The sequence below is a fragment of the Paramixta manurensis genome, assembly GCF_013285385.1.
GTDB lineage: Bacteria > Pseudomonadota > Gammaproteobacteria > Enterobacterales > Enterobacteriaceae > Paramixta > Paramixta manurensis.
Window position 1 is genome coordinate 3146370 of sequence record NZ_CP054212.1, and the last position, 24940, is coordinate 3171309.

21 protein-coding genes are annotated in these 24940 nt (G+C 52.6%); 3 read left to right on the plus strand and 18 right to left on the minus strand.

Features of this window, described 5'->3' with window-relative positions; genetic code table 11:
- Window positions 1–72 precede the first annotated feature (72 nt).
- The 14 genes from nuoN to lrhA all read right to left on the minus strand — a co-directional run bounded on the left by nuoN (window position 73) and on the right by lrhA (window position 16774).
- Complete coding sequence (gene nuoN, locus PMPD1_RS15100) at window positions 73–1530, minus strand: NADH-quinone oxidoreductase subunit NuoN (protein WP_173634823.1); 1458 nt, start codon at window positions 1528–1530, stop codon at window positions 73–75.
- A gap of 6 nt (window positions 1531–1536) precedes the next feature.
- Window positions 1537–3057 carry an NADH-quinone oxidoreductase subunit M gene (nuoM, locus tag PMPD1_RS15105; RefSeq protein ID WP_173634824.1) on the minus strand — a complete coding sequence of 507 codons (1521 nt, stop codon included), beginning with the start codon at window positions 3055–3057 and terminating at the stop codon, window positions 1537–1539.
- A gap of 107 nt (window positions 3058–3164) precedes the next feature.
- Entirely contained in the window at window positions 3165–5003 is a 1839-nt protein-coding gene (gene nuoL, locus PMPD1_RS15110; RefSeq protein ID WP_173634825.1) for an NADH-quinone oxidoreductase subunit L, read from the minus strand.
- Complete coding sequence (nuoK, locus tag PMPD1_RS15115; protein WP_130830854.1) at window positions 5000–5302, minus strand: NADH-quinone oxidoreductase subunit NuoK; 303 nt, start codon at window positions 5300–5302, stop codon at window positions 5000–5002. The genes nuoL and nuoK overlap by 4 nt, the downstream gene beginning before the upstream one ends.
- A complete protein-coding gene (nuoJ, locus tag PMPD1_RS15120) occupies window positions 5299–5853 on the minus strand; it encodes an NADH-quinone oxidoreductase subunit J (RefSeq protein WP_173634826.1) in 555 nt (184 codons plus the stop codon). Before nuoJ ends, nuoK begins: the two co-directional genes overlap by 4 nt.
- A 10-nt stretch (window positions 5854–5863) precedes the next feature.
- On the minus strand, window positions 5864–6406 hold the full coding sequence (nuoI, locus tag PMPD1_RS15125; RefSeq protein WP_173634827.1) for an NADH-quinone oxidoreductase subunit NuoI: 543 nt from the start codon (window positions 6404–6406) through the stop codon (window positions 5864–5866).
- A 14-nt stretch (window positions 6407–6420) separates the two neighbouring features.
- Window positions 6421–7398 (minus strand): NADH-quinone oxidoreductase subunit NuoH, encoded by a 978-nt coding sequence (gene nuoH, locus PMPD1_RS15130; RefSeq protein WP_173634828.1) that lies wholly within the window; start codon window positions 7396–7398, stop codon window positions 6421–6423.
- On the minus strand, window positions 7395–10118 hold the full coding sequence (nuoG, locus tag PMPD1_RS15135; protein ID WP_173634829.1) for an NADH-quinone oxidoreductase subunit NuoG: 2724 nt from the start codon (window positions 10116–10118) through the stop codon (window positions 7395–7397). Before nuoG ends, nuoH begins: the two co-directional genes overlap by 4 nt.
- Window positions 10119–10276: 158 nt before the next feature.
- A complete protein-coding gene (gene nuoF / locus PMPD1_RS15140) occupies window positions 10277–11623 on the minus strand; it encodes an NADH-quinone oxidoreductase subunit NuoF (protein ID WP_173634830.1) in 1347 nt (448 codons plus the stop codon).
- On the minus strand, window positions 11620–12135 hold the full coding sequence (gene nuoE / locus PMPD1_RS15145; RefSeq protein ID WP_173634831.1) for an NADH-quinone oxidoreductase subunit NuoE: 516 nt from the start codon (window positions 12133–12135) through the stop codon (window positions 11620–11622). The genes nuoF and nuoE overlap by 4 nt, the downstream gene beginning before the upstream one ends.
- A 2-nt stretch (window positions 12136–12137) precedes the next feature.
- Complete coding sequence (nuoC, locus tag PMPD1_RS15150) at window positions 12138–13937, minus strand: NADH-quinone oxidoreductase subunit C/D (RefSeq protein ID WP_173634832.1); 1800 nt, start codon at window positions 13935–13937, stop codon at window positions 12138–12140.
- A gap of 116 nt (window positions 13938–14053) precedes the next feature.
- Complete coding sequence (locus PMPD1_RS15155; protein ID WP_173634833.1) at window positions 14054–14728, minus strand: NuoB/complex I 20 kDa subunit family protein; 675 nt, start codon at window positions 14726–14728, stop codon at window positions 14054–14056.
- A gap of 15 nt (window positions 14729–14743) precedes the next feature.
- Window positions 14744–15181, minus strand: coding sequence for an NADH-quinone oxidoreductase subunit A (locus PMPD1_RS15160; protein WP_173634834.1), 438 nt, complete (start codon window positions 15179–15181; stop codon window positions 14744–14746).
- A gap of 666 nt (window positions 15182–15847) precedes the next feature.
- The gene (gene lrhA / locus PMPD1_RS15165) at window positions 15848–16774 is read right to left on the minus strand and encodes a transcriptional regulator LrhA (protein ID WP_173634835.1); all 927 of its coding nucleotides are present in this window, start codon (window positions 16772–16774) and stop codon (window positions 15848–15850) included.
- Window positions 16775–17797: 1023 nt separating this feature from the next.
- Here lrhA and PMPD1_RS15170 point away from each other — a divergent pair.
- Window positions 17798–19015 carry a pyridoxal phosphate-dependent aminotransferase gene (locus PMPD1_RS15170; protein WP_173634836.1) on the plus strand — a complete coding sequence of 406 codons (1218 nt, stop codon included), beginning with the start codon at window positions 17798–17800 and terminating at the stop codon, window positions 19013–19015.
- A gap of 77 nt (window positions 19016–19092) precedes the next feature.
- Window positions 19093–19692 (plus strand): 5'-deoxynucleotidase, encoded by a 600-nt coding sequence (gene yfbR / locus PMPD1_RS15175; protein ID WP_173634837.1) that lies wholly within the window; start codon window positions 19093–19095, stop codon window positions 19690–19692.
- Between the two features lie 12 nt (window positions 19693–19704).
- On the opposite strand, the gene PMPD1_RS15180 is transcribed toward yfbR, so the two are convergent.
- The 4 genes from PMPD1_RS15180 to yfbV form a co-directional block, all read right to left on the minus strand.
- Window positions 19705–21537 carry an SLC13 family permease gene (locus PMPD1_RS15180; protein ID WP_173634838.1) on the minus strand — a complete coding sequence of 611 codons (1833 nt, stop codon included), beginning with the start codon at window positions 21535–21537 and terminating at the stop codon, window positions 19705–19707.
- 79 nt (window positions 21538–21616) lie between these two features.
- Window positions 21617–22276 carry a sugar phosphatase gene (locus PMPD1_RS15185; protein ID WP_173634839.1) on the minus strand — a complete coding sequence of 220 codons (660 nt, stop codon included), beginning with the start codon at window positions 22274–22276 and terminating at the stop codon, window positions 21617–21619.
- A 14-nt stretch (window positions 22277–22290) separates the two neighbouring features.
- Window positions 22291–22785, minus strand: a complete 495-nt coding sequence (locus tag PMPD1_RS15190; protein WP_173634840.1) for a YfbU family protein — start codon at window positions 22783–22785, stop codon at window positions 22291–22293.
- Between the two features lie 143 nt (window positions 22786–22928).
- Window positions 22929–23381: a terminus macrodomain insulation protein YfbV gene (yfbV, locus tag PMPD1_RS15195; RefSeq protein WP_173634841.1), complete on the minus strand. Its 453-nt coding sequence runs from the start codon at window positions 23379–23381 to the stop codon at window positions 22929–22931.
- Window positions 23382–23715: 334 nt separating this feature from the next.
- Between yfbV and ackA the strand changes: the two genes are divergently transcribed.
- Window positions 23716–24918 (plus strand): acetate kinase, encoded by a 1203-nt coding sequence (gene ackA, locus PMPD1_RS15200; protein ID WP_173634842.1) that lies wholly within the window; start codon window positions 23716–23718, stop codon window positions 24916–24918.
- Window positions 24919–24940 lie beyond the last annotated feature (22 nt).

Genomic DNA, 24940 nt, shown 5'->3' on the forward strand with positions numbered 1-24940 from the left:
GATACGGTGAAAGACAGGCAAAAAAAATCAGGCCACCAGGGCCTGATTTAGACGACAGCGTTACGCCGACGCTTACATAAGCGGCTGAGCCAGTTGCACCAGCTTAATCAGCGGCTGAGGATAGATACCCAGCGCCAGTACCAGAATCGCAGAGATCAGTACTACCACGCCGCCCGCGGTAAACGCCCAGTTGGCTGGTGTATCACGCGTATGCAGTTCCGGCGGGCTCAGGTACAAACTCACGGTCACACGCAGGTAGTAGTACAGGCCGATGGCGCTACCAACCACCACCGCCGCAGTTAACCACCACAGGTGTGCATTCACACCTACTGCGATGACGTAGAACTTACCGATAAAGCCCAGCGTCATCGGGATACCGGCCAGCGACAACATCATCACAGTCATAACTGCCGACAAAATCGGACGGTGCCAGAACAGACCACGGTATGAGTAGAGCGAATCCGCATCCGGACCGCGATACGGGCTGGACATCAAACTGACCACGCCAAACGCGCCGAGGCTGCTAAACAGGTAACCCGCCAGATAGACACCAACCGCTTCCAGCGAAAGCTGATGGGTTTGTACCGCAATCAACGCCACCAACAGATAACCGAGGTGTGCAATTGAAGAGTAACCTAGCAGACGCTTGATATTACTCTGCGAGATAGCCATCAAGTTACCGAACAGAATCGACACAAAGGCGATAATGCCCAGTACGGTACGTACCGCTTCGTTATCGGTCACCGGCGCGTACATAAACAGACGCATCACCACGCCGAAAATGGCGATTTTACTGGCGGTCGCCAGGAAGGTAGAGACCGGTGCTGGCGCACCTTGATACACATCCGGCGTCCACAGATGGAATGGCACCAGCGACAGTTTAAAGCCTAAGCCGACAATCATCATACCCAGACCCACCAGCAACAGCGGCTGATGAATAACATTGTCAGTCAGGCTCTTACCTAACGCGACAAAGCCGAGGTTGCCTGAATCCGCGTAAATTAACGCCATACCAAACAGCAGGAACGAAGACGCCGCCGCTGACAGGATGGTGTATTTCAGCGCGGCTTCCAGCGAGCGTTTCTGCCGGAACGCGTAACCAATCAGACCGAACAGCGGCAACGAGATCAACTCAATACCGATGAACAGTGAAGCCAGATGGTTGGCGCTGGCGAGCACCACACCGCCCAGTGCGGCAATCAGCACCAGCAGATAGAACTCGTCGCGATTATCCGGGAAACCTGCCAACCACGGATAGGCAAAGGTACAGGTCGCAAGACTTGCCAGCATCACCAGGCCGGTATAGAACATTGAGTAGCCATCGACGCGCAACAGCGGCGTGACATCCATCGGGCCAACCTGGCCAACAAAGTAGAGAGACAGTAGCGCCAGGTTGAGGCCAATTACTGACAGCGTCGCATTGACAAAGTGGTTGCGTCGCCACGCAATGGACAGCATCACAACCACCACCGTCAATCCGACGATCAACAGCGGTAGTAGCGCGATCAATTGTTGAGGAGTTATTGTCATGGCGAATTACGGCCTTGTAGTTGAAATTGAAGCGGTAAACCACTGCTGGATGTTACTCATCGCAGCATGTGAGGTGTCCAGAATCGGCTGCGGATAAACCCCCAGCAGCACCAGCAGAACCACCAACACCATAATCATCAGGAACTCGCGCGAAGTCATACCTTTCAGCGGCGTTTCCGATTTTGGCGCACCGTAATAGGCGCGTTGCATCATGATCAGTGAATAAACTGACGCAAACACCAAGCCAAAGGTCGCAATCACAATAATCGTCGGTACCACCTGGAAGCTACCGGTCAAAATCATAAATTCCCCGGCGAAGTTACCGGTGCCCGGCATACCAAGGTTAGCGACCGCAAAGAACAACGACAGGCCCGGAATCCATTTGATACGCGCCCACAGGCCGCCCATCTCACGCATATCGCGGGTATGTAGACGTTCGTAAACCTGACCACACAGGATGAACAGCGCCGCCGCCGACAACCCGTGAGCAATCATCTGCACCACCGCACCTTGCAGCGCCAGTTGGCTGCCGGTGTAGATAGCAATCAGCACAAAGCCCATATGGGAGATGGAGGTGTAAGCGATCAGACGTTTGATATCGGTCTGCGAGAACGCCATCCAGGCACCGTAGAAGATACCGATGATACCAAGCCACATAGCGATCGGCGCAAACTCTGCCGAGGCGTGCGGGAACAACGGCAGGCTGAAACGCAACAGACCATACGCAGCGGTTTTCAACAAAATCCCCGCCAGGTCAACGGAACCTGCGGTCGGCGCCTGACTGTGCGCATCCGGCAGCCAGCCATGCAACGGTACTACCGGCATTTTGACCGCAAAGGCAATAAAGAAGCCCAGCATCAGCAGGTATTCTACCGTGTGCGACATCGGCGTCTTCAGCAGCGTTTCATAATTGAACGTCCAAACACCGGTCGCGTTGTAATGCACGAAAACCAACGCCAGAATCGCAATTAACATCACCAGACCCGATGCCTGGGTATAAATGAAGAACTTAGTCGCGGCGCTAATACGGGTTTTACCGTCAGATGCCTTATGACCCCAGAGCGCGATGAGGAAGTACATCGGCACCAGCATCATTTCCCAGAAGAAGAAGAACAGGAACATATCGACGGAGAGGAACACGCCGATAACCCCGCCGAGGATCCACATCAGGTTAAGGTGAAAGAACCCCTGATATTTTTCAATTTCGTTCCAGGAACAGAGTACCGCCATTAGACCTAACAGACCGGTCAACACCACCATCAGCAGCGACAAACCGTCGATAGCCAAATGGAAATCAATACCGAAACGCGGGATCCACGGTACCGAGAACTCTGCTTGCCACTGCGGAAGCCCCGCAGCCTGCGTCAGCGTATAGCCACCCTGCAACCAGAGTTGCAGCGAAAGCGCCAGCGTTAGCCCCATTGTGATCAAGGCGATCCAGCGCGGCGTCTTCACGCCAAAGCGCTCGGACTGCCAACACAGCAGACCGCCCAGGAATGGGATAATGATAAGCCAGGGAAGTAACATTACTCTTCTTATCCTTGTTTTCCCTTCCGGGCTTTTCGCGAAAACCCGGGGGATAATGGTAAACCTGTTCCGGGTGGGTCAATGGCCCCCACCCCGCCAACTTAAGCTTAAATCACCAGCATCAGCGCCAGCACCACGACTGCGCCAACGCTCATCGAAGCAACATACCAGCGCAGATAGCCGCTTTCGCTGACCACCAATCCACGGTTCGCGAAACGCGATACGTAAGCCGGTATCGTCATCAACGCATCCAGCGGATCGCGCGACAGCAGCCAGGCAATACCGAGGTAAGGCTTGACGAACACTTTGTCATACAGCCAGTCGAAGCCCCAGGCAGCAAACCACCAGGTACTGAAGAAACGTCCCGGCGCGCTTTTTGCAATGCTGGTAACCAGAGTACGTTTGCCGAGCCACAGTGCCGCCGCCAGCAGGATACCGACAATTGCCACCACGCCAGAGGTGATTTGCAGCGTCAGCACGCTACCATGAGCCAGCTCAGCGGTATCCGGTAATACGCCTTTTAATGGCGGCACAATCAACGCACCAATAAAGGTAGAGAGGATCAGTAGCACGATCAGCGGCAGGTGATGAGTAATCCCTTTGCCAGCGTGGGCGTGAATCTTCTCTTCGCCATGGAAGGTGATGAAGATCATGCGGAAGGTATACAGCGAAGTCATAAACGCGCCCACCAAACCGGCGATCGCCAGATTGATATGCCCGTTAACCACCGCGCCCGCGAGAATTTCGTCCTTACTGAAGAAGCCGGCAGTAATCAGCGGCAACGCCGACAGCGCCGCGCCGCCAACCAGGAAGCAGACATACACCAGCGGGATGCTCTTACGTAAGCCACCCATTTTGAAGATGTTCTGTTCGTGGTGGCAGGCCAGAATGACGGAGCCCGAAGAGAGGAACAGCAGCGCTTTAAAGAACGCATGCGTCATCAGGTGGAAAATCGCCGCATCCCATGCCTGTACGCCCAGCGCCAGGAACATGTAGCCAATCTGGCTCATGGTCGAGTAAGCCAGCACGCGTTTGATATCGGTTTGTACCAGAGCGGCAAAACCCGCCAGCACCAATGTCACCGCGCCAACAATGCCGACCAAATGCAGCACTTCCGGCGTCATCAGGAACAGCCCATGTGAACGCGCGATCAGATAGACGCCCGCGGTCACCATGGTCGCGGCGTGGATCAGCGCTGACACCGGCGTCGGGCCAGCCATCGCATCCGCCAACCATGTTTGCAACGGCAACTGCGCAGATTTACCTACCGCGCCGCCCAGTAACATCAGGGTCGCCCACTGCAACATATGGTTATCCGCCGCGAAATGCGCTGGCGCCAGTTCAACCATTTCCCGGAAGTTCAGCGTACCCAGTTCGTTGTAAAGAATGAACAGAGCGAAAGCCAGGAACACATCACCGACACGGGTGATGATAAAGGCTTTCATCGCCGCCGCACCGTTCTTCGGATCGGTGTAATAGAAACCAATCAGCAGATAGGAGCAGAGACCCACGCCTTCCCAACCGAGATACATCAGCATCAGGTTGTCAGCCAGCACCAACACCACCATGCTGGCGATAAACAGGTTGGTATAGGCGAAGAAGCGTGAATATCCTTCTTCACCGCGCATGTACCAGGAAGCGAACATGTGGATGAAGAAACCCACGCCGGTCACCACCGAAAGCATGGTCAGCGACAGGCCATCCAGCGTCAGGTTAACGCCAATGTTGAAATGCCCAACCTGCATCCAGGTCCACAGCGCCTGGTGAAACACCTGTTGCCCGTGGTTGAAAAAATCCATACCAACGTAAATGGTGACCAGCGCGGCCAGACCAACCGACCCCATACCCACGGTGGCGGAAAGGTTTTCCGACCAGCGGCCACGGGAGAATGCCAGCAGCAAGAAGCCAATCAGCGGCAACAAAATTGTTAAATAGAGAAGGTTCATCCGCGCATCTCGCTCACTGTATCAATGTTCAGAGTCTGACGACGACGATGAAGCTGGAGCAGCAGAGCCAGACCAATACTGGCTTCGGCAGCCGCCAGGCTGATTGCCAGGATATACATCACCTGACCGTCGGCTTGTCCCCAATAGCTCCCCGCCACCACTAACGCCAGCGCTGCGGCGTTGATCATGATTTCGAGACCAATCAGCATAAACAACAGATTACGGCGCAACACCAGTGATGTCAGTCCGAGGACAAACAGCACGGCGGCCAGTATCAATCCGTGTTGTAGAGGGATCATGCGTGTTCCTCCTTATTACTTTTCGCGGTATCCGCCGGGCGATTACTCAGCACTTCACCCTGGCGTTCTTCACGTCCGATGTGGAACGCGACCACCAAGCCGGCAAGCAGCAACATTGACGCCAACTCAACCGCCAGTACGTAAGGGCCGAACAGGCTAATGCCCACTGCTTTCGCGTCGATGACAGTACCATCGATCCCCTGATCGTTCGCCGTAAGGATGGCGTAAATCATCACCATCAACAGCAACAGAGAAACGATACCAGGCCCAATCCATAACGAAGGCTGAAGCCACTTACGCTCCTGCTCTTCTACCGATTTGCCAAGGTTTAACATCATCACCACGAAGACGAACAGAACCATAATGGCGCCAGCATAAACGATGATTTCCAACGCACCGGCAAAGTAGGCGCCGAGCGAAAAGAACACACCGGCAATCGCCAGCAGCGAGATGATTAAGTACAACAACGCGTGTACCGGATTGGTATGGGTAATGACGCGTAATGTCGTCAATACCGCCACCAGTCCGCAAATATAAAACGCAAATTCCATGCCTGGCTCCTTAAGGTAACAAGCCTTTGACGTCGATAGGTTTGGCTTCGTTTGCCGCTTCGCCTTTGTCTTTCCCTTCGATCGCCATGCCCGCCATACGATAGAAGTTATATTCCGGGTATTTACCCGGCCCTGAAATCAGCAGGTCTTCTTTCTCGTACACCAGATCCTGTCGCTTAAATTCACCCAGTTCGAAATCCGGGGTAAGCTGGATAGCGGTGGTCGGACAGGCTTCTTCGCACAGGCCACAGAAGATGCAGCGCGAGAAGTTGATGCGGAAGAATTCCGGATACCAGCGGCCATCCTGCATTTCCGCTTTTTGCAGCGAAATACAGCCAACCGGACAGGCAACCGCACACAGGTTACAGGCCACGCAGCGCTCTGAACCATCCGGATCGCGCGTAAGCACGATACGGCCACGGTAGCGCGGCGGCAGGTAAACCGGCTCTTCCGGATACATGCGCGTTTCGCGTTTGGCAAAAGCGTGCATGCCAATCATCCAAATACTGCGTACCTGGGTCGCGAAACCAACCACAATTTCTTTCAATGTCATGGTTATTTAACCCCTTACTGCGCGTTGTACAGAATCACTGCGGCAGTTGCCAGCAGGTTCAACAGCGTCAACGGCAGACAAACTTTCCAGCCGAAAGACATCACCTGGTCATAGCGTGGACGCGGCAGAGCGGCACGAATCAGAATAAACATCATCATGAAGAACGCGGTCTTAAGCGCAAACCAGATAAATGGCGGTAGCCACGGGCCGTTCCAGCCGCCGAAGAACAACGTAACGATCAGCGCCGAAACGGTAACAATCGCCACATATTCACCCACGAAGAACAGACCGAACTTCATACCGGAATATTCAATGTGGTAACCATCAGCCAGTTCCTGCTCGGCTTCCGGCTGGTCAAACGGATGACGGTGACATACCGCTACGCCTGCGATGCAGAACGTAATGAAGCCGAAGAACTGCGGAATGATGTTCCACAAATGCTGCTGGCTGTGAACGATATCGTTCATATTGAACGAACCGGCCTGCGCCACTACGCCCATCAGCGATAAGCCGAGGAACACTTCGTAGCTCAGCGTCTGCGCGGAGGCGCGCATGGCACCTAACAACGAGTATTTATTGTTACTCGCCCAACCGGCAAACAGCACCGCATATACCGCCAGACCAGCCATCATCAGGAAAAACAACAGACCGATATTCAGATCCGTCACCATCCAAGTCGGCGTAATGGGCACAATCGCAATTGCCAACAGCAGCGAAGTAAAGGCAATAACCGGCGCGAGGGTAAAAATCACCCGATCGGTAAACGGCGGGATCCAGTCCTCTTTAAAGAACATTTTGATCATATCCGCCGCCAGTTGCAGCGAACCGCCCCAACCTACCCGGTTCGGCCCGTAACGGTTTTGGAACAACCCGAGTAAACGGCGCTCGCCAAAACTCATAAACGCGCCGCAAATGACCACCACCAGCAGAATGACGACGGCTTTTACCACGCCGATGATGATGTCGATAACATCCGGTGTCAGCCAACTCATTGTGCCGCCTCCCGCAGATTTTCAATATTAGCGCCCGACAAGAACGGCGGGACGCCAGGCATACCCAGCGGTAATCCAACCTGCCCTGCCTGTAGCGACGCGGAGAGACGAACCGGTAAGCGCAATGTTTCACCGGCACAGGTGAACTCCACTGCGGTACCCGGATTAACACCCAGCTTCGCGGCATCGGCGGGGTTCACCACCACACACGCTTCCGGCATACGTTGCTGGATAACCGGCGCACGCTGCGTCATCTCCTCACTACCGAACAAATTGTAGTAAGGGGCAACACGCCAGCTATCCTGGCCGACGAAGGCCGCCGGAACGCGGTCAAACCAGTTGAGCTGACCACTGCCTGCTTCAAACAGACGTACACCCGGATCGCCATTGCGCAATTTGCCGCCCACTTCATCCTGGAACTTGTTCCACGCTTGCGGTGAGTTCCAGCCTGGCGCCCAGGCAAAAGGGATCTGCGAACGCGCCGCGCCCGGTTGGTTGTTCCCTTCCATTGAGAAGGCAAACATGGTGTCTTTATCTTGCGGTTGACGCGGTTCATGCACGCTGATATTGGCGCGCGATGCGGTACGTCCGCTGGAGCGATGCGGGGAACGCGCCAGTTTCTGCCCACGAATACGGAAGCTTGCATCCGGCGCGGCATCTTTAATGCCTTTCAACTGCGGCAATGCCACAATCGCGGCATCAATCACATGGTCAAGCTGCGTCCAGTCCACTTCGCGGCTTTCCACTGTGCTATGCAGTGAGTGCAGCCAGCGCCAGCTTTCCAGCATCTCAACGCTATGGTCATAGAAGGCCGGATCGTACACCTGGAAGAAACGCTGTGCGCGACCCTCTTGGTTAACTACTGTGCCGTCGCTTTCCGCGAAGCTGGCGGTTGAGAGGATCAGACCCGCTTTCTCCATTGTCGCGGTACGCTGGTGATCGACCACGATCACATTAGGCGTATTGCTCAGCGCGGTATCCACTTGTGCTTTTGGCGCCTGACGATAGAGATCATTTTCCATAATCACCACCGCATCGGCAGCTCCGCTGGCTAACTCGTCCAGCGCGGCATCCAGCGTTTTACCGCCAATCAGTCCCAGCCCCACGCTGTTGGCCGCACCGGCAAGGAGCGTAATGCCAACCTCGGCGCCGCGGCCTTTCAACGCTTTCGCTACGTTCGCCGCCGCTTCGATCATCGCTTCGCTACCCGAGTGGGTACCGGAAATAATCAACGGTTTTTTCGCACCGGCCAGCGCCTGAACGATAACGTCGATTTTGCCTTTCAGGCTACCCTCGATATCGCTCACCGCCGGGGCACTGTCATCCAGGGCATGTGCAATAGCAAACCCGAGGCGCGCCTGATCTTCTACCGGGGCGCGATAACTCCACGCGGCGATATCATCAAGACGCGTTTCATCCACGTTGGTCACAAACAGCGGATGTTTTGCGTGCTGACCGATATTCAGGATGGCGGCAATCTGCCAGTCGGCTACTTTCTGTGCCGCCGCCATTTCACGGGCCTTGCCTTTAACCGCCTGGCGAACCGACAGCGCCACGCGAGCGCCGGTTTGCGTCAAGTCTTCACCTAACACCAGCACCGCATCGTAGCTTTCGATTTCACGCAGCGCCGGCGTATGAATGCCGCCGTCTTGCAGCACTTTCAGCATCAATTCGAGGCGAGCCTGCTCGCCTGCCGGGATACCGGTGGAGAAGTTTTCCGCGCCCACCAATTCACGCAGCGCGAAGTTGCTTTCTACGCTGGCGCGCGGCGAGCCGATACCAATCACTTTTTTCGCCTGACGCAATATATCCGCCGCACCCTGCATCGCTTGCTCAGCGTTGAGCGCAATCCAATCATCGCCGCGGCGTTGCATCGGCTGACGGGGACGATCTTTCAGGTTAACGTAGCCGTAACCGAAACGCCCGCGGTCACACAGGAAGTAATGGTTAACCGTGCCGTTATAGCGGTTTTCGATACGGCGCAACTCGCCATAACGTTCGCCGGGGCTGGTGTTACAGCCGACGCTGCACTGCTGACAGATGCTGGGCGCGAACTGCATATCCCATTTACGGTTATAGCGCTCGGAATGGGTTTTATCGGTGAACACGCCGGTCGGGCAAATTTCCACCAGGTTGCCGGAAAATTCGCTTTCCAGCGTGCCATCTTCCGGACGGCCGAAGTACACGTTGTCATGCGCGCCATAGACGCCCAGATCTTTACCGTCGGCATAATCTTTGTAATAACGCACGCAGCGGTAACAGGCGATACAACGGTTCATCTCGTGGGAGATAAATGGACCGAGATCCTGATTGCGATGGGTACGTTTCGTGAAGCGATAACGCCGGAAGCTGTGCCCCGTCATCACCGTCATATCCTGAAGATGGCAGTTGCCGCCCTCTTCACAAACCGGACAGTCATGCGGGTGGTTGGTCATTAACCACTCCACTACGCTTTCGCGAAACTCTTTCGCTTCACCGTCGTCAATAGAAATGAACGTGCCATCAGACGCGGGCGTCATGCATGACATGACCAGGCGACCGCGGGTATCTTCGGCATTTTGATATTGCTTCACTGCACACTGGCGGCAGGCGCCAACGCTTCCTAGCGCCGGATGCCAGCAAAAATAAGGAATATCGAGGCCGAGGGAAAGACATGCCTGCAACAGGTTGTCCGCTCCATCCACCTCATATTCTTTACCGTCTACATGAATTGTAGCCATAGTAACATGCTCAAGTAAGGCCCATGCTCAACACAGGCGTTTAACACAAATTCTTTGAGTAATTCAGCAAGTCGCCGTTTTCGCTTATTCCCGTCCTATTTCAAGCTGCAGGTGCGTTAGCGACACTCGAATTATTTAGGGTTGATTCTTTTGCAAAATTACCAGCGCGCTTTCAACAGGTTGGGCTGAATACCGCCAATAGCACGGGTATTGCCGAAGACCTGTGGCGCGATGCCAGCCTCAAACTCATCACGGAAATATTTAATGGCGCTCTGTAACGGTTCCACCGCACCTGGCGCATGCGCGCAAAAGGTTTTACCCGGGCCGAGTTGGCGACACAGTTGCTCAAGCGTTTCGATGTCGCCTGGCTGGCCTTTCCCCTGCTCCAGCGCGCGCAAAATTTTCACGCTCCACGGCAAACCGTCGCGGCATGGCGTACACCACCCACAGGATTCACGAGCAAAAAACTCTTCCAGGTTGCGCACCAGGGAAACCATATTGATTTCGTGGTCCACCGCCATCGCCAACGCGGTGCCTAAACGGCTACCGGCTTTACCGATGCTGGCGAATTCCATCGGCAGATCAAGATGCTGCTCGGTCAGAAAATCGGTACCCGCGCCGCCTGGTTGCCAGGCTTTAAATTTCAAACCATCGCGCATGCCGCCTGCGTAATCTTCGAGGATCTCACGCGCGGTGGTGCCAAAGGGCAATTCCCAAACGCCCGGATTTTTCACCCGGCCAGAGAAGCCCATCATTTTGGTGCCGGTATCGTCGCTACTTGAGATGCCTTTGTACCACTCCACGCCATTGGCCAGAATCGCCGGTACGTTCGACAGCGTTTCAACGTTATTAACGCAGGTCGGTTTACCCCACGCGCCAGCAGAGGCCGGGAACGGCGGTTTTGAACGCGGATTCGCGCGGCGACCTTCAAGGGAGTTAATCAGCGCGGTTTCTTCACCACAGATATAACGTCCGGCGCCGGTATGCACGATCAATTCAAAATCAAAACCGGTACCGAGGATATTTTTCCCGAGGAACCCCGCTTCGGTTGCTTCGGCAATTGCACGGCGCAAGTTCACCGCTGCTTCAATGTATTCACCGCGTAAGAAGATGTAGCCGCGATACGCTTTCAAGGCAAAAGCGCTGATCAACATCCCTTCCACCAATTGATGCGGCAGTTGCTCCATCAATAGACGGTCTTTATAAGTACCTGGCTCCATTTCATCAGCATTACAGAGCAGATAACGGATATTCATCGACTCGTCTTTCGGCATCAGGCTCCACTTCAAACCGGTGGAGAAGCCTGCGCCGCCGCGCCCTTTCAGGCCGGAATCTTTTACCAACGCGACGATTTCATCCGGCGCCATGCCTTTCAGCGCTTTTTCCGCCCCGACGTAACCGTTTTTACTGCGATACTCATCAAACCAAATCGGCTGCTTATCATCGCGCAAGCGCCAGGTTAAAGGATGGGTTTCCGCAGTACGAATGATCTGTTTGAATGTCATTGATACTGCTCCAGTAAAGAGGCAATTGACTCCGGCGTTAAATGTACGTGGGTATCTTCATCCACCATCATGGTTGGGCCTTTGTCACAATTGCCAAGGCAACAGGTCGGTAGCAGCGTGAAACGCCCATCTTCCGTGGTCTGGCCCGGTTTGATGTTCAGGTTATCTTCTAATGCGGCCTGAATCCCCTGATAACCGGTAATGTGGCAAACCACACTATCGCAATAGCGGATCACATGGCGGCCAACCGGCTGGCGGAAGATCTGGCTATAAAATGTCGCCACCCCTTCAACATCGCTGGCCGGGATCCCCAGCACTTCAGCAATCGCCTCAATAGCGCCATCCGGCACCCAGCCACGCTGTTTTTGCACAATCTTCAACGCTTCAATCGAAGCGGCGCGTGCATCTTCGTAATGATGTTTTTCATGCTCGATGGCGTCACGTTCCGCCGTGCTCAGCACAAAGACCTCATTCGGGTCGATCGTTTCGATCGCAATTTTCTGATCGTGCATAATTAGCGGTCCACATCTGACATAACAAAATCGATACTACCGAGGTAAACGATCAAATCGGATACCAGACTGCCACGGATCACGGAAGGGATCTGTTGCAGATGCGGGAAGCTTGGCGTGCGCACGCGGGTGCGGTAGCTCATGGTGCTGCCGTCGCTGGTTAGGTAGTAACTGTTGATTCCTTTGGTCGCTTCAATCATCTGGAAGGATTCATTGGCTGGCATAACCGGGCCCCATGAAACCTGCAAGAAGTGAGTGATCAGCGTTTCAATATGCTGCAATGTACGCTCTTTTGGCGGCGGCGTCGTCAGCGGATGATCGGCTTTAAACGGACCTTCCGGCATATTGTTCAGACACTGCTCAAGAATACGCAGGCTCTGACGCAACTCTTCCACTTTCAGCATAACGCGGCTGTAGCAATCACTTACGCCATCGCCAACCGGGATTTCGAAATCGAAATTCTCGTAGCCAGAGTAAGGACGCCATTTACGCACATCGAAATCAACCCCGGTGGCGCGCAGACCCGCGCCAGTGGTGCCCCACGCCAGCGCCTCGTCGCGACCATAGGCGGCAACGCCTTTTGAACGCCCAATCAAAATGGTGTTTTTCAGCGCGGCTTTTACATAGGAATCAAGACGTTTCGGCATCCAGTCAAGGAATTCACGCAGCAAACGATCCCAACCTTTCGGCAGATCATGCGCCACACCGCCGATACGGAACCATGCCGGATGCATACGGAAACCGGTAATCGCTTCGACCAGATCGTAAATTTTCTGGCGATCGGTAAAGGCAAAGAACACCGGCGTCATCGCGCCAACGTCCTGAATAAAGGTGGAGATATACAGCAAATGGCTGTTGATACGAAACAGTTCGGACAGCATCACGCGGATCACGTCTACCCGCTCTGGCACCTTAATACCGGCCAGTTTTTCAACCGCCAGTACGTAAGGCATTTCGTTCACGCAGCCGCCGAGATACTCGATACGGTCAGTATACGGAATGTAGCTGTGCCACGATTGGCGTTCACCCATTTTCTCCGCGCCACGGTGGTGGTAACCAATGTCTGGCACGCAGTCAACAATCTCTTCGCCATCCAGTTGTAGGATGATACGGAATGCACCGTGCGCTGATGGGTGGTTCGGGCCGAGGTTCAGGAACATAAAGTCCTGATTTTCGGTGCCGCGCTTCATGCCCCACTCTTCTGGCTTAAAGGTCAGTGCCTCCATCTCCAGGTCTTCTTTCTGTTTGGTCAACACAAACGGATCGAATTCTGTGGCGCGCGCCGGATAGTCTTTACGCAACGGGTGCCCTTCCCACGTCTGCGGCATCATAATGCGCGTCAGGTGCGGATGGCCGTCGAAAGTAATCCCGAACATTTCCCAAGTTTCACGCTCATACCAGTTCGCGTTAGGGAACAGTTTGGTGATGGTCGGCACATGCAAATCGTTTTCAGATAATGCCACCTTGAGCATAATGTCGCGATTTCGTTCAATAGAAATCAGGTGGTAGAAAACGGAAAAATCCGCAGCGGGTAAACCGGTGCGGTTAGTACGAAGGCGCTCATCCATGCCGTGAAGATCGAACAGCATCACATAGGGTTTCGGCAGTTTACGGAGAAACTCCCCTATTTCCAGTAACTGTTCACGTTTCACCCAAACAACCGGCACGCCGGTGCGGGTGGCCTGAACAGTAAAGGCATCCGGCCCAAAACGGTTACGCAACTCGCCGATCACTGGATCATCCAGATGATCCCGGGTTTGCCATGCATCCTGCGCGAGATCTTGCGTGGTTAAATCTGTCATAAGTTACTCACTATTGTGGCCTGCGAACAGGCGCGAAGTAACAGGTTTCAGGATGGGATTTGCGCGTTAAGTTGTGGTGTTGTTGCGCTGTGGCTCCGCATCCATTTACTCCTGGCTTAAATTTCGTCAGGCGTACGCAGGTTGGTTACCGCAATACGCTCGCCGCGTTTTCTTTCACGCTCTGATTGCATATTGGCGCGGTAAACACCCTGATCGCCAACCACCCATGAAAGCGGACGACGCTCTTTACCAATCGACTCTTGCAGCAGCAATAATGCCTGCATGTAAGCTTCAGGACGCGGCGGGCAGCCAGGAATATACACATCAACCGGCAAGAATTTATCGACGCCCTGAACCACAGAATAGATGTCGTACATACCGCCGGAGTTAGCGCAAGCGCCCATGGAAATGACCCATTTCGGCTCAAGCATTTGGTCATACAAGCGTTGGATCACCGGTGCCATTTTAGTAAATGGCGTACCAGCCACCACCATGAAATCAGCCTGGCGAGGAGAAGCACGCAGTACTTCCGCCCCAAAACGCGCCACATCGTGTACCGCAGTGAACGATGTCACCATTTCCACGTAACAGCACGAAAGGCCGAAGTTATACGGCCAAAGAGAGTTTTTGCGTCCCCAGTTCACCATATCATGCAGGGCATGTTCTAACTTGCCCATGTAAACGCTACGGTGAACATGCTGTTCCAGAGGATCGGTAACGATCTCCTGCTTTTGTAGGGGATAACGGTCGTTCTCACCGTTCGGGTCTATGCGGGTGAGCGTATAGTCCATCTTAATGCCTCGCTGTTACTGCTTTTGAGGGTTGGTGTGACTGACCGTGTCGGTTTTAACCGCCACGCGACGACGCGCGGGAGCCCAATCCAACGCGCCAATGCGCACCAGATAGACTAAACCAGCCAACAGCACCAAAATGAAAATTGTGGCTTCAGCAAAACCGACCCAGCCACTTTCGCGGATAGAAGTCGACCATGCGTATAAATAGAGGGCTTCGACGTCGAAAATAACGAAAAACATCGCAACCAGATAGAATTTGGCAGAAAGGCGGATATGCGTGCTGCCAACCGGGTCAATACCGGATTCAAAAGGAGTGTTTTTATGCCTTGCGCGCGCTCTGCCACCCAATAGCCAGCCACCGGCTAACATAAAGCAACACAAGCCTAAGGCGATAACGACGAAAACAGCGAATGCCCAATAATGAGCGATGACTTCTGTGGTTGTTGACATACTCTATGCTTAACTCTAAAAGTGGCGCTTAGCGTCCTGCATAGCCTGGTTAGGCCGTGAACACACCACATCGATTCAAGGGAAGGATGAAAAACCTTATAAATTTTGCTGTCTTTAAGGCATAAGCAGCAATTTTATGGGGTTTTTTACTCCTTTCTATAACCTTTTGTCAACTTTGACAAAAGTATCCACACACTAATTTACACCCGCTGCATTTTATTAACATATGATGCGCAGAAAGTAGGCTAAATCGAGTCAGTCTAGTCGTGTGAATAAAGTGTAGCGGGTATTTATAAGTATGGATCGCGCGTTTAACAAACATATTTTGACAGGATTCCTGCCATTTTCATGCCCCTTAAAAGGGTTATTTTTTTGATCCAGAGCACACTTTTGCCCTTTTTGCGTTTAAAAACACCGCTTTTTTCTCTTGACGCCCCCGCTAACGACTCCGATCTGCGGTTTCCATACCTGCTGAGCAAGGTTCTGTTTATGGGTTGACAAAAGTTGGCAATCCTATTCTCTTTTTTGGCTCCCAAATGGCATAAAAGCCAAGTAAAAGTTATAAAAAAAGCCTTTAGAGTAAATCAGCGCTCTAAAGGCTTTTTTTGGCAAGCTAAGCTGGATGATTACCGCATAAAAATCCGGTAATAAGCACGCAATACACGGCTACTCTTCATCATCCACCAGCACTGAGCTGTCCTGGCCGCTGGCGGTCAAATTATAGGGGTCGTTACTGGAATCCATCGCGTTGAAAATGGCCAGCGCAAGCTCATTTTCACTGTCAGGATTGCGGCAAAGTAAGTATTGCGTATCCGGCAACACGGGCAGACCTTCCGCCGCGCCCATCACCCGCAATTCCGGGCTCATCATTTCAACCGGACGCGCCGTGACGCCGAGCCCCGCCTTCACCGCCGCACGCACGGCAGCTAATGTCGAAGCCACGTAGGAGATACGCCACGGAATCCCTGCCTCGTTCAAATGGTCGATAGCCATATCGCGATAGGGGCTTGGCTCATCCAACAACACCAGCGGAATCGCCTCGCCGTGCTGAAAGATATAATCTGCTGCGCAATACCATAAGGTGGGCGACGTGCGTAACACTTGAGAAGTAAAGGAGCCTGGGCTGGAAGTGGTCACAACCAGATCGACTTCGCCCTGGTTGAGCATTTCCATCATGAAGGGATTACGCTTCACGCGAACATCAATTGCCAGTTTGGGATAAACTGACGTCACGCGGTTCAGTAAGAAAGGTAAAATCGTATCTGAAGTGTCATCCGATGCGCCGATGGTTAACACGCCTTGCACATTGCTGTACATCAGAGAGGTGCAGGCTTCATCATTAAAACGCAATATTTTTCGGGCATAACCTAACAGTTGGATGCCGTGCTCAGTCAGTAACTTATTACGCCCATGACGGGCAAACAACTCTTTACCAACCAGTTGTTCCAGACGTTGCATCTGCTGGCTTACTGCCGATTGCGTTCTGCATACGGCCGCTGCGGCGGCGGCAAACGTATTAAGATCCGCAACCGCAACAAACGTTCTCAGCAGATCGAGATCGAGATTGAGTATCGGACGATTTGCATTAGTCATATTTTCTTCACTTATAAATTTTTTAAAAACAGCTACCCTGGTGTTATTACACGCGTTATCAAAACGATACGCGGTAATAATTGCGCGATGGTTAGAGTAAATAATGAGGCTTCAACACATCGCTATAACTTGCTTTACGAACCTGAGAATCTCCTTTTCATGATATCCAACCTGATATTTCCATATCAGGCACGAGAATGGATACCCGTTATCAGATACGCGACCGGCGCTCGTCGACCGTCAGTAAAATGCGGAATACCGCGTTGTAGTTTGGTGAATTAAAAACCGCCGCCCTTCTCAACAACAGGCTGCGGGGCCGCTGGTTTAACACAACCATTAGAGCCATACTGCCAAAAACGCGACGATTGTCGCGCAAAATTAGTAAACACTACTTAACTTTTATCACAATAAAACAGGAACCTTTATAACCTGAAACATTGCCATTTTTGACGCAATGTTCCCTGATGATTATCCTGCCATAATGCCGATTAATTTTTAAGCCCCAAATGAGTTATTCTTATCAGTAAATCGGGAAAACATCGCTAAACCGGCATTCCAACACGCCTCTTGCGCTAAATTTTTTCGATCAATTTACATACAGCGCACGCCAGTTCATATTACCCTTGACGGTAACTTTTCTGGTTGACGCCTGACAACTGGTCAAACCTGTGCTTAAAAAAAGCCATTTAAGTAGAAAAATTTAACTATTTCAGCGCGCATCAATCCATCATTTTTTATTTGTATTCACCCTTCGGGCTCGGCGCGCATCATTAGTCAAATACCGTTACGCCACCTTTACAGCATACGGTCATCCATCCAGATAAAAAACCAAACTCATCAAAATAATCAGTTAATAATACCAGTTATCTTACCATTACCGCCTCAGCGCACCAGCAGAGCGCGCAAAGCCTCCTGATAGCGCCAAAACTGGATACTACCCTTCAAAAGCGGCGGTCAGAGGAGTAAATTGTGCGGGTTCGTTTCCACGGCAGGAAAACGGTTCTGCCAGTTAAGGCGGTTGTGATGAATGTAATAATTAATAAATCCGGCAAGTTGGATAACGTCTGCTATGACATCCGCGGGCCAGTGTTAAAAGAGGCTAAACGCCTCGAAGAAGAAGGCCATAAAGTTCTCAAACTTAATATCGGTAACCCTGCCCCATTCGGCTTTGACGCGCCGGATGAGATTCTGGTCGATGTGATCAGAAATCTGCCAAGCGCTCAAGGTTACTGCGATTCGAAGGGACTTTATTCAGCCCGTAAAGCCATTATGCAGCACTATCAGGCGCGAGGAATTCGCGATATTACCGTTGAAGATATTTATATCGGTAATGGCGTATCTGAACTGATTGTGCAATCGATGCAGGCCTTGCTGAACAGCGGCGACGAGATGCTGGTTCCTGCGCCAGACTACCCGTTGTGGACCGCCGCCGTCTCGCTGTCGAGCGGAAAAGCGGTGCACTACTTATGCGATGAGTCCGCCGACTGGTTTCCCGATCTCAATGATATTCGCAGCAAGATCACGCCGCGTACCCGCGGGATTGTGATTATTAATCCGAACAACCCCACCGGGGCGGTTTATAGCAAAGAGTTGCTGATGGAAGTGGTTGAAATCGCCCGCGAGCATAATCTGATTATTTTCGCAGACGAGATCTACGACAAGATCCTTTACGACGCGGCGCAGCACCACTCTATCGCGGCATTGGCGCCTGACTTGCTGACCATTACCTTTAACGGCCTGTCAAAAACGTATCGCGTAGCGGGCTTCCGTCAAGGCTGGATGGTGCTTAGCGGGCCGAAGCAACACGCGAAGGGTTATATTGAAGGGCTGGAAATGCTGGCCTCAATGCGTCTGTGCGCGAACGTTCCCGCACAGCATGCCATTCAAACGGCGCTTGGCGGTTATCAAAGTATCAGCGAATTTATCGTTCCCGGCGGCCGGTTGTATGAACAGCGCCAACGCGCCTGGGAATTAATTAACGATATTCCCGGCGTCACCTGCGTGAAGCCTCAAGGCGCGTTGTATATGTTCCCGCGCATTGATGCGAAAAAATTTAACCTCCAGGACGATCAGAAAATGGTGCTGGATTTTCTGCTGCAGGAAAAAGTGCTGCTGGTACAAGGCACCGCGTTTAATTGGCCATGGCCGGATCACGTGCGCATTGTGACGTTGCCGCGTGTGGATGAGTTGGAAATGGCCGTCAGTAAGTTTGGTCGCTTTCTGCAGGGCTATCGCCAGTAAAACGACAGGCGTTATACTGGGTCACCGAAGGGCGGATTTTCCGCCCTTTGCCTTTTGATTACAGGACACCGCCGCTCATGAACCAAAGCCATTTCTTCGCTCATCTCTCACGTCTGAAGCTGATCAACCGCTGGCCGTTGATGCGTAATGTGCGCACGGAAAATGTCTCGGAACATAGCCTGCAGGTTGCGATGGTGGCCCATGCGCTGGCCATCATAAAAAACCAAAAATTTAACGGTAATCTCAATGCTGAACGCGTGGCGATGATGGCGCTTTACCATGACGCCAGCGAAGTTCTGACTGGCGATCTGCCCACGCCGGTAAAGTATTACAATGCGCAGATCGCGCACGAATATAAAAAGATTGAAAAAATAGCGCGACAGAAACTGATTGAGATGCTGCCCGCCGAGTTGCGCGATGCCTGGCGGCCACTATTGGATGAGCAACAGCATTCAGAGCAAGAAACCGCGCTGGTCAAACAGGCTGACGCGTTATGCGCTTATCTAAAATGCCTTGAAGAACTCTCTGCCGGTAACCATGAATTTAGCCTGGCAAAAACGCGTCTGGAAAAAACACTTAGCCAACGGCGTAGCCCGGAGATGGACTACTTTATCGAGGTTTTCGTCCCCAGCTTCAACCTGTCACTGGATGAAATCTCTCAAGATACACCCTTGTAATACATAGCGATGTTAAAAAGGAAACCACAACGGGACTAACACCACGCTGACCACCATCACCACCAAGGTAAAAGGCACGCCGATTTTAACGAAATCAACAAAGCGATAGCCGCCAGGCCCCAGCACCAGGGTATTGACCGGTGAAGAAACCGGCGTCATAAACGCCGCCGATGCCGCGATGGCAATAATCAAAGTGAAGGGATACGGCGAGAGCCCCATTTGATGCGCGGCCGCGATGCCGATCGGCGCCATCAACACGGCGGTCGCGGTATTGGAAATAAACAATCCGATTCCGGCGCAAAGCACAAACAGACAGGCCAGCATAACGTGCGCGCTGCGTTCTCCGGCGAGCGCCATTAATCCATCAACAATCAATGTGATGCCTCCGGTTTTCTGCAACGCTAGCGCAAATGGCATCATTCCGACGATCAACAGCAAGCTCGGCCAGTGGATAGCGCGTAATGCGCTCTCCATATCAATACAGCGAAATTTTCCCATCAGCAGGCAAGCGAGTAGCGCGGCAATCGGGTTAGGGATTTCGTCAGTGAGCATCATCGCCACCATCAACGCAAGGCAGAAGAGCGCATGCGGCGCCTGACTGTGCGCTGGCGTAACCTCATCCACTTCTTCAGGTAGCGTCAGCAACATAAAATCACGACTCTGTTGCTTCAGTTGACCAATACGCTTCCAACTCCCGATAACCAGCAAGATGTCGCCTAACTCCAATGCTTCATCGGTTAATGCTCCCGCGATTGGCGTACCACGTCGCCGAATCCCTACCACGCTGAGCCCATAACGGCTACGAAACGCCAGTTCACGCAAACTTTTACCGGTTAACGCTGAGTCCGGGATCAGTGCCACTTCCGCCATCCCCACATCCCGGGCGTGCCCAGAAAAATAGTCACCCCGCAATATTTTTGGCTCAAGTTGCTGTTCGCGACAAAACTGGCGCACATCTATCTCTGCGGCCGACATATCAATCAATAAGACATCCCCGGCGCGAAATTCGGTGGTTCCACTCACCGCCACCATCACCCGACGAAATTTTCGCCAGCGTTCCAACCCGACGATATTGGCACCGTACCGTTCACGCAGTTCGAGGGCGTCAAGGCGTTGACCAACTAATGGCGAAGAGGGACGAATGGCCAGACGACGCGCGCGTCCGGCTAATTTATAGTCGCGGATCAAATCATGAAAGTTACGCCGTCTTACGCCGCCTGGCGTGGTTTCTTGCGTGGGCGTGACCAGCCAGAAGCGTGCGACCAGCATATAACCAATCCCAAGCAGTAACACCACCAGTCCGATAGGCGTAACGGCAAAGAAGCTGAACCCTGCCAGCCCTTCACGCACTAACTCGCTGTTGACCACCAGATTGGGCGGTGTAGCCACCAGCGTCATCATGCCGCTGATAAGCCCGGCAAAACTAAGCGGCATCATCAAACGCCCGGGCGAGGTGCCCATTTTCGCCGCGATGCTTATCGCCACCGGAATAAAAATCGCCACCACACCGGTTGAACTCATAAATGCCCCGAGCCCGGCTACGGTGAGCATCAATAACACCAGCATCCGGGTTTCACTGCTGCCTGACATTTTGATTAACCACTCGCCTAATTGAAGCGCGACACCGGTACGCACCAACCCCTCGCCAATCACGAACAGTGCGGCAATCAGAATGACGTTGGGATCGCTGAAACCAGCGGTGGCCTCCTGGAGGGTTAACGGGCCGCCGAGGACCAGGGCGATAAGTGCTAGTAGCGCCACCACATCCATACGGAGTTTGCCCGAGACAAACAGGAAGATGGTAACGGCAAGGAGAGAGAGAACCCAGAGTAGTTGACTATTCATGCCACCATGCCCGGCAAAAACGGAATGTGCCAAGCATGCCATAAAATTAACCCCGCTATAGCGGGGTCAAATCATGAACTTAGTGTTTTCGATGTGCTTCTATCACACCCTCTTCGGATTTATTGATAATCAGCTCTTCGAGTGAGGTCAGCACCATATCAACTTCATCCAGCCGCGGCGAGTTGGCCGGTGCGTTAACAGCGATAACATGGCACCCAGCCGCTAGCCCGGACAATATCCCGGCGGCGGCATCTTCTACCACCACGCACTCTTCCGGCTCCAACCCGAGTTGCTGCGCGCCTAACAGATAGGCATCCGGCTCCGGTTTACCACGCGCGACGCGCTCAGCCGTAATAAAAATGTCCGGTTCAGGCAATTGAGCGGCGGACCGACGTGCCGACGCCACCGGCTGGGTTCCTGAGGTAACAATCGCCCATGGAATAGCCAGTTCGTCTAAGGTTGCCAGTAATTGCTGCGCGCCCGGCAACGCAGTCACGCCTTCGGTATCCTCTGCCTCTTGCGCTTCCAGTAGTTGAAACTCCCGCAGGATTTCCTCTTCTGAATGGTTAGCCATGAAATGGCGCAGTGAAGTGATCGCCTGTTTACCGTGGATGAAGTTCAAAATCTCATCGGCGGCGATACCACGACGTTTTCCCCAGTTTATCCATGCGCGTTCAACCGCGGGCAAAGAATCCACCAGCGTGCCGTCTAAATCAAACAGAAAACCTTTAAACTTCACTACATTATTCCTTCTCAGGCATTAATAATTTGCGCGATCTCATTCGCACTCAGGTGGTATTGACGTGGACAAGTTTGCCACACTGTCAGCATACGTTGGTACTTTTCCCACATCGGCGTCTGCGCGTTAAACCCATGGGTACCAGAATCAAAATGCGTATAGCGCCCTTCGACGTTCACCATAAAACGCACATAACCAAGGTAACGCGCTTCGGTCGCCGCATCAAAACCCAGAAAAGCCAAACGGCGTTGCTCCAGCGCTGCGGTGTCTTTTAGGTTGCCCCATGAAACCTGTAATGCGTGGTGCATTTCCATAATATTGATGATGGTGCGGCAGGTCTCTTCCGTCAGTTCGCCAAACTCACGATCAAGTTCGCGCATTTGCAAACCATAACCCCGTTCAATGATGGTTTGCTGACGGCGATAGCGCTCGGCGTTGTCCGGATCAAGCATTGACATCATTTTATATTGGTTGGAGAGAATGAGACGTTGGGCGTTGGTCATTTCCATTTAGAGCTCCTGTATCACCGGGCAAGGTAGTTTTAGCTTTAAGGATTGCACAATGGGAGATAACACGGTATCGCAAGCCAGCATTTCTTTGATTTAGCCCGGGTTCACTCTCATTTATTTTTCAGTGTGAACCCGAGGACAGATCAAAGATCGTCAAGAAAGGTTTTATCAAGCTGCTTGAAAGCACGCTTCAGCACATCAGCCAGCGACTGATAGGTCGGTTTCCCCTCAACCGGCGCAATCGCCTGCCCGGCTTCTTGTAGCTTGGCGCGCACTTCATGAAACCAGTGCAGCAGCGTAGGAGGAAGAGGCGTCACCGAGCGCTTGCCCAGCCACCATAAACCCTGCATTGGCAGGCTACAGGTGAACAACGCGGTGGCAACGGCGGGACCAAGTTGCCCACCTAACGCAATTTGCCAGGTCAGCGTAAAAACGGCCAACGGCGGCATAAAACGCACCGCGAAACGTGTGGCAGTGCTAATGCGGTTTTCAGGGAACATCGGCGCGAGGCGTTTATCATTCGGCCATGTCTTCATATAGTGCTGTCCGAGCTGGAAAAGTTTGAACCAACTCACGGTGCCAGATTCATTCGCCATGGCAAACCTCAACTTCGGGGATAAGGATTAAAAAAAACATATAACGAAACAACTATAAATAACATCCTTCAAAAGATTTTGTCTTTAAGAGTGACAGTCGGTATCCTGTGCGCGCTTTTCACACGCCGCAGGCATCTTCATCCTTACAATGCCCGGTCGAACCATGATTAGCTAAGTAATTTTCAAAAAAATTTGTAAAATTACCGTGTTTTTTTGCCATTGAACAAATTTTTATCGATGGCTTTATGTTTATCATTAATGTACCAGCTTTCATGCACTACGCTGATAGTCTGACTGACTTTTTTTTAGCCACTTTTATTAAATAGGTACTTCCATGTCGAGTAAGTTAGTACTGGTTCTGAACTGCGGTAGCTCTTCTCTGAAGTTCGCCATCCTCAACCCGGCGAACGGCGAAGAGTTTCTGTCAGGTTTAGCCGAATGTTTCCACCTGCCGGAAGCCCGCATTAAGTGGAAACTTGATGGCGCTAAACAAGAAGCGGCTTTGGGTGCCGGCGCGGCGCACAGCGAAGCACTCAATTTCATCGTTAAAACTATTCTGGCACAAAAACCCGAGCTTTCCGCACAAATTGCTGCAATCGGTCATCGTATCGTACACGGCGGCGAAAAGTTAACCCACTCCGTCGTCATTGATGAAAACGTGGTACAGAGTATTAAAGACGCTTCTTCTTTCGCACCGCTGCACAACCCGGCGCATCTGATCGGTATTGATGAAGCGATGAAGAACTTCCCGCACCTGTCAGATAAGAATGTCGCTGTTTTTGACACCGCTTTCCATCAGACAATGCCGGAAGAGTCCTATTTATATGCGTTGCCGTACAAATTGTATAAAGAACACGGTGTTCGTCGCTATGGCGCACATGGCACCAGCCATTATTACGTGACGCACGAAGCAGCGAAAATGTTGGATAAGCCGCTGGAAAACCTGAATATCATCACCTGTCACCTCGGTAATGGCGGTTCGGTTTCAGCTATCCGTAACGGTGTTTGCGTTGATACCTCAATGGGGTTGACGCCGCTGGAAGGTTTAGTCATGGGCACCCGTAGCGGTGACATTGACCCGGCAATCATTTTCTTCCTGCACGATACCTTAGGGATGAGCGTTGACGCCATCAACAAGTTGTTGACCAAAGAGTCTGGCTTGCTCGGCCTCACCGAAGTCACCAGCGATTGTCGCTATGTGGAAGAAAACTACACCACTAAAGAAGACGCGAAACGCGCGATGGATGTGTTCTGCCATCGTCTGGCGAAATACATCGGCTCGTACACTGCGCTGATGGAAGGCCGTCTTGACGCGGTGGTCTTTACTGGCGGTATCGGTGAAAACGCGGCGATGGTACGCGAGTTGACGCTGGGCAAGCTGGCCTTACTCGGTTTTGATGTCGATCATGAGCGCAACCTTGCGGCGCGTTTTGGCAATAGCGGCTTCATTAATAAAGAAGGCACTCGCGCGGCGGTGGTTATCCCGACCAACGAAGAGTTGGTCATTGCTCAGGACGCTGCGCGTCTCACCGCTTAATACTTCTCCTCCGCCAACGCAT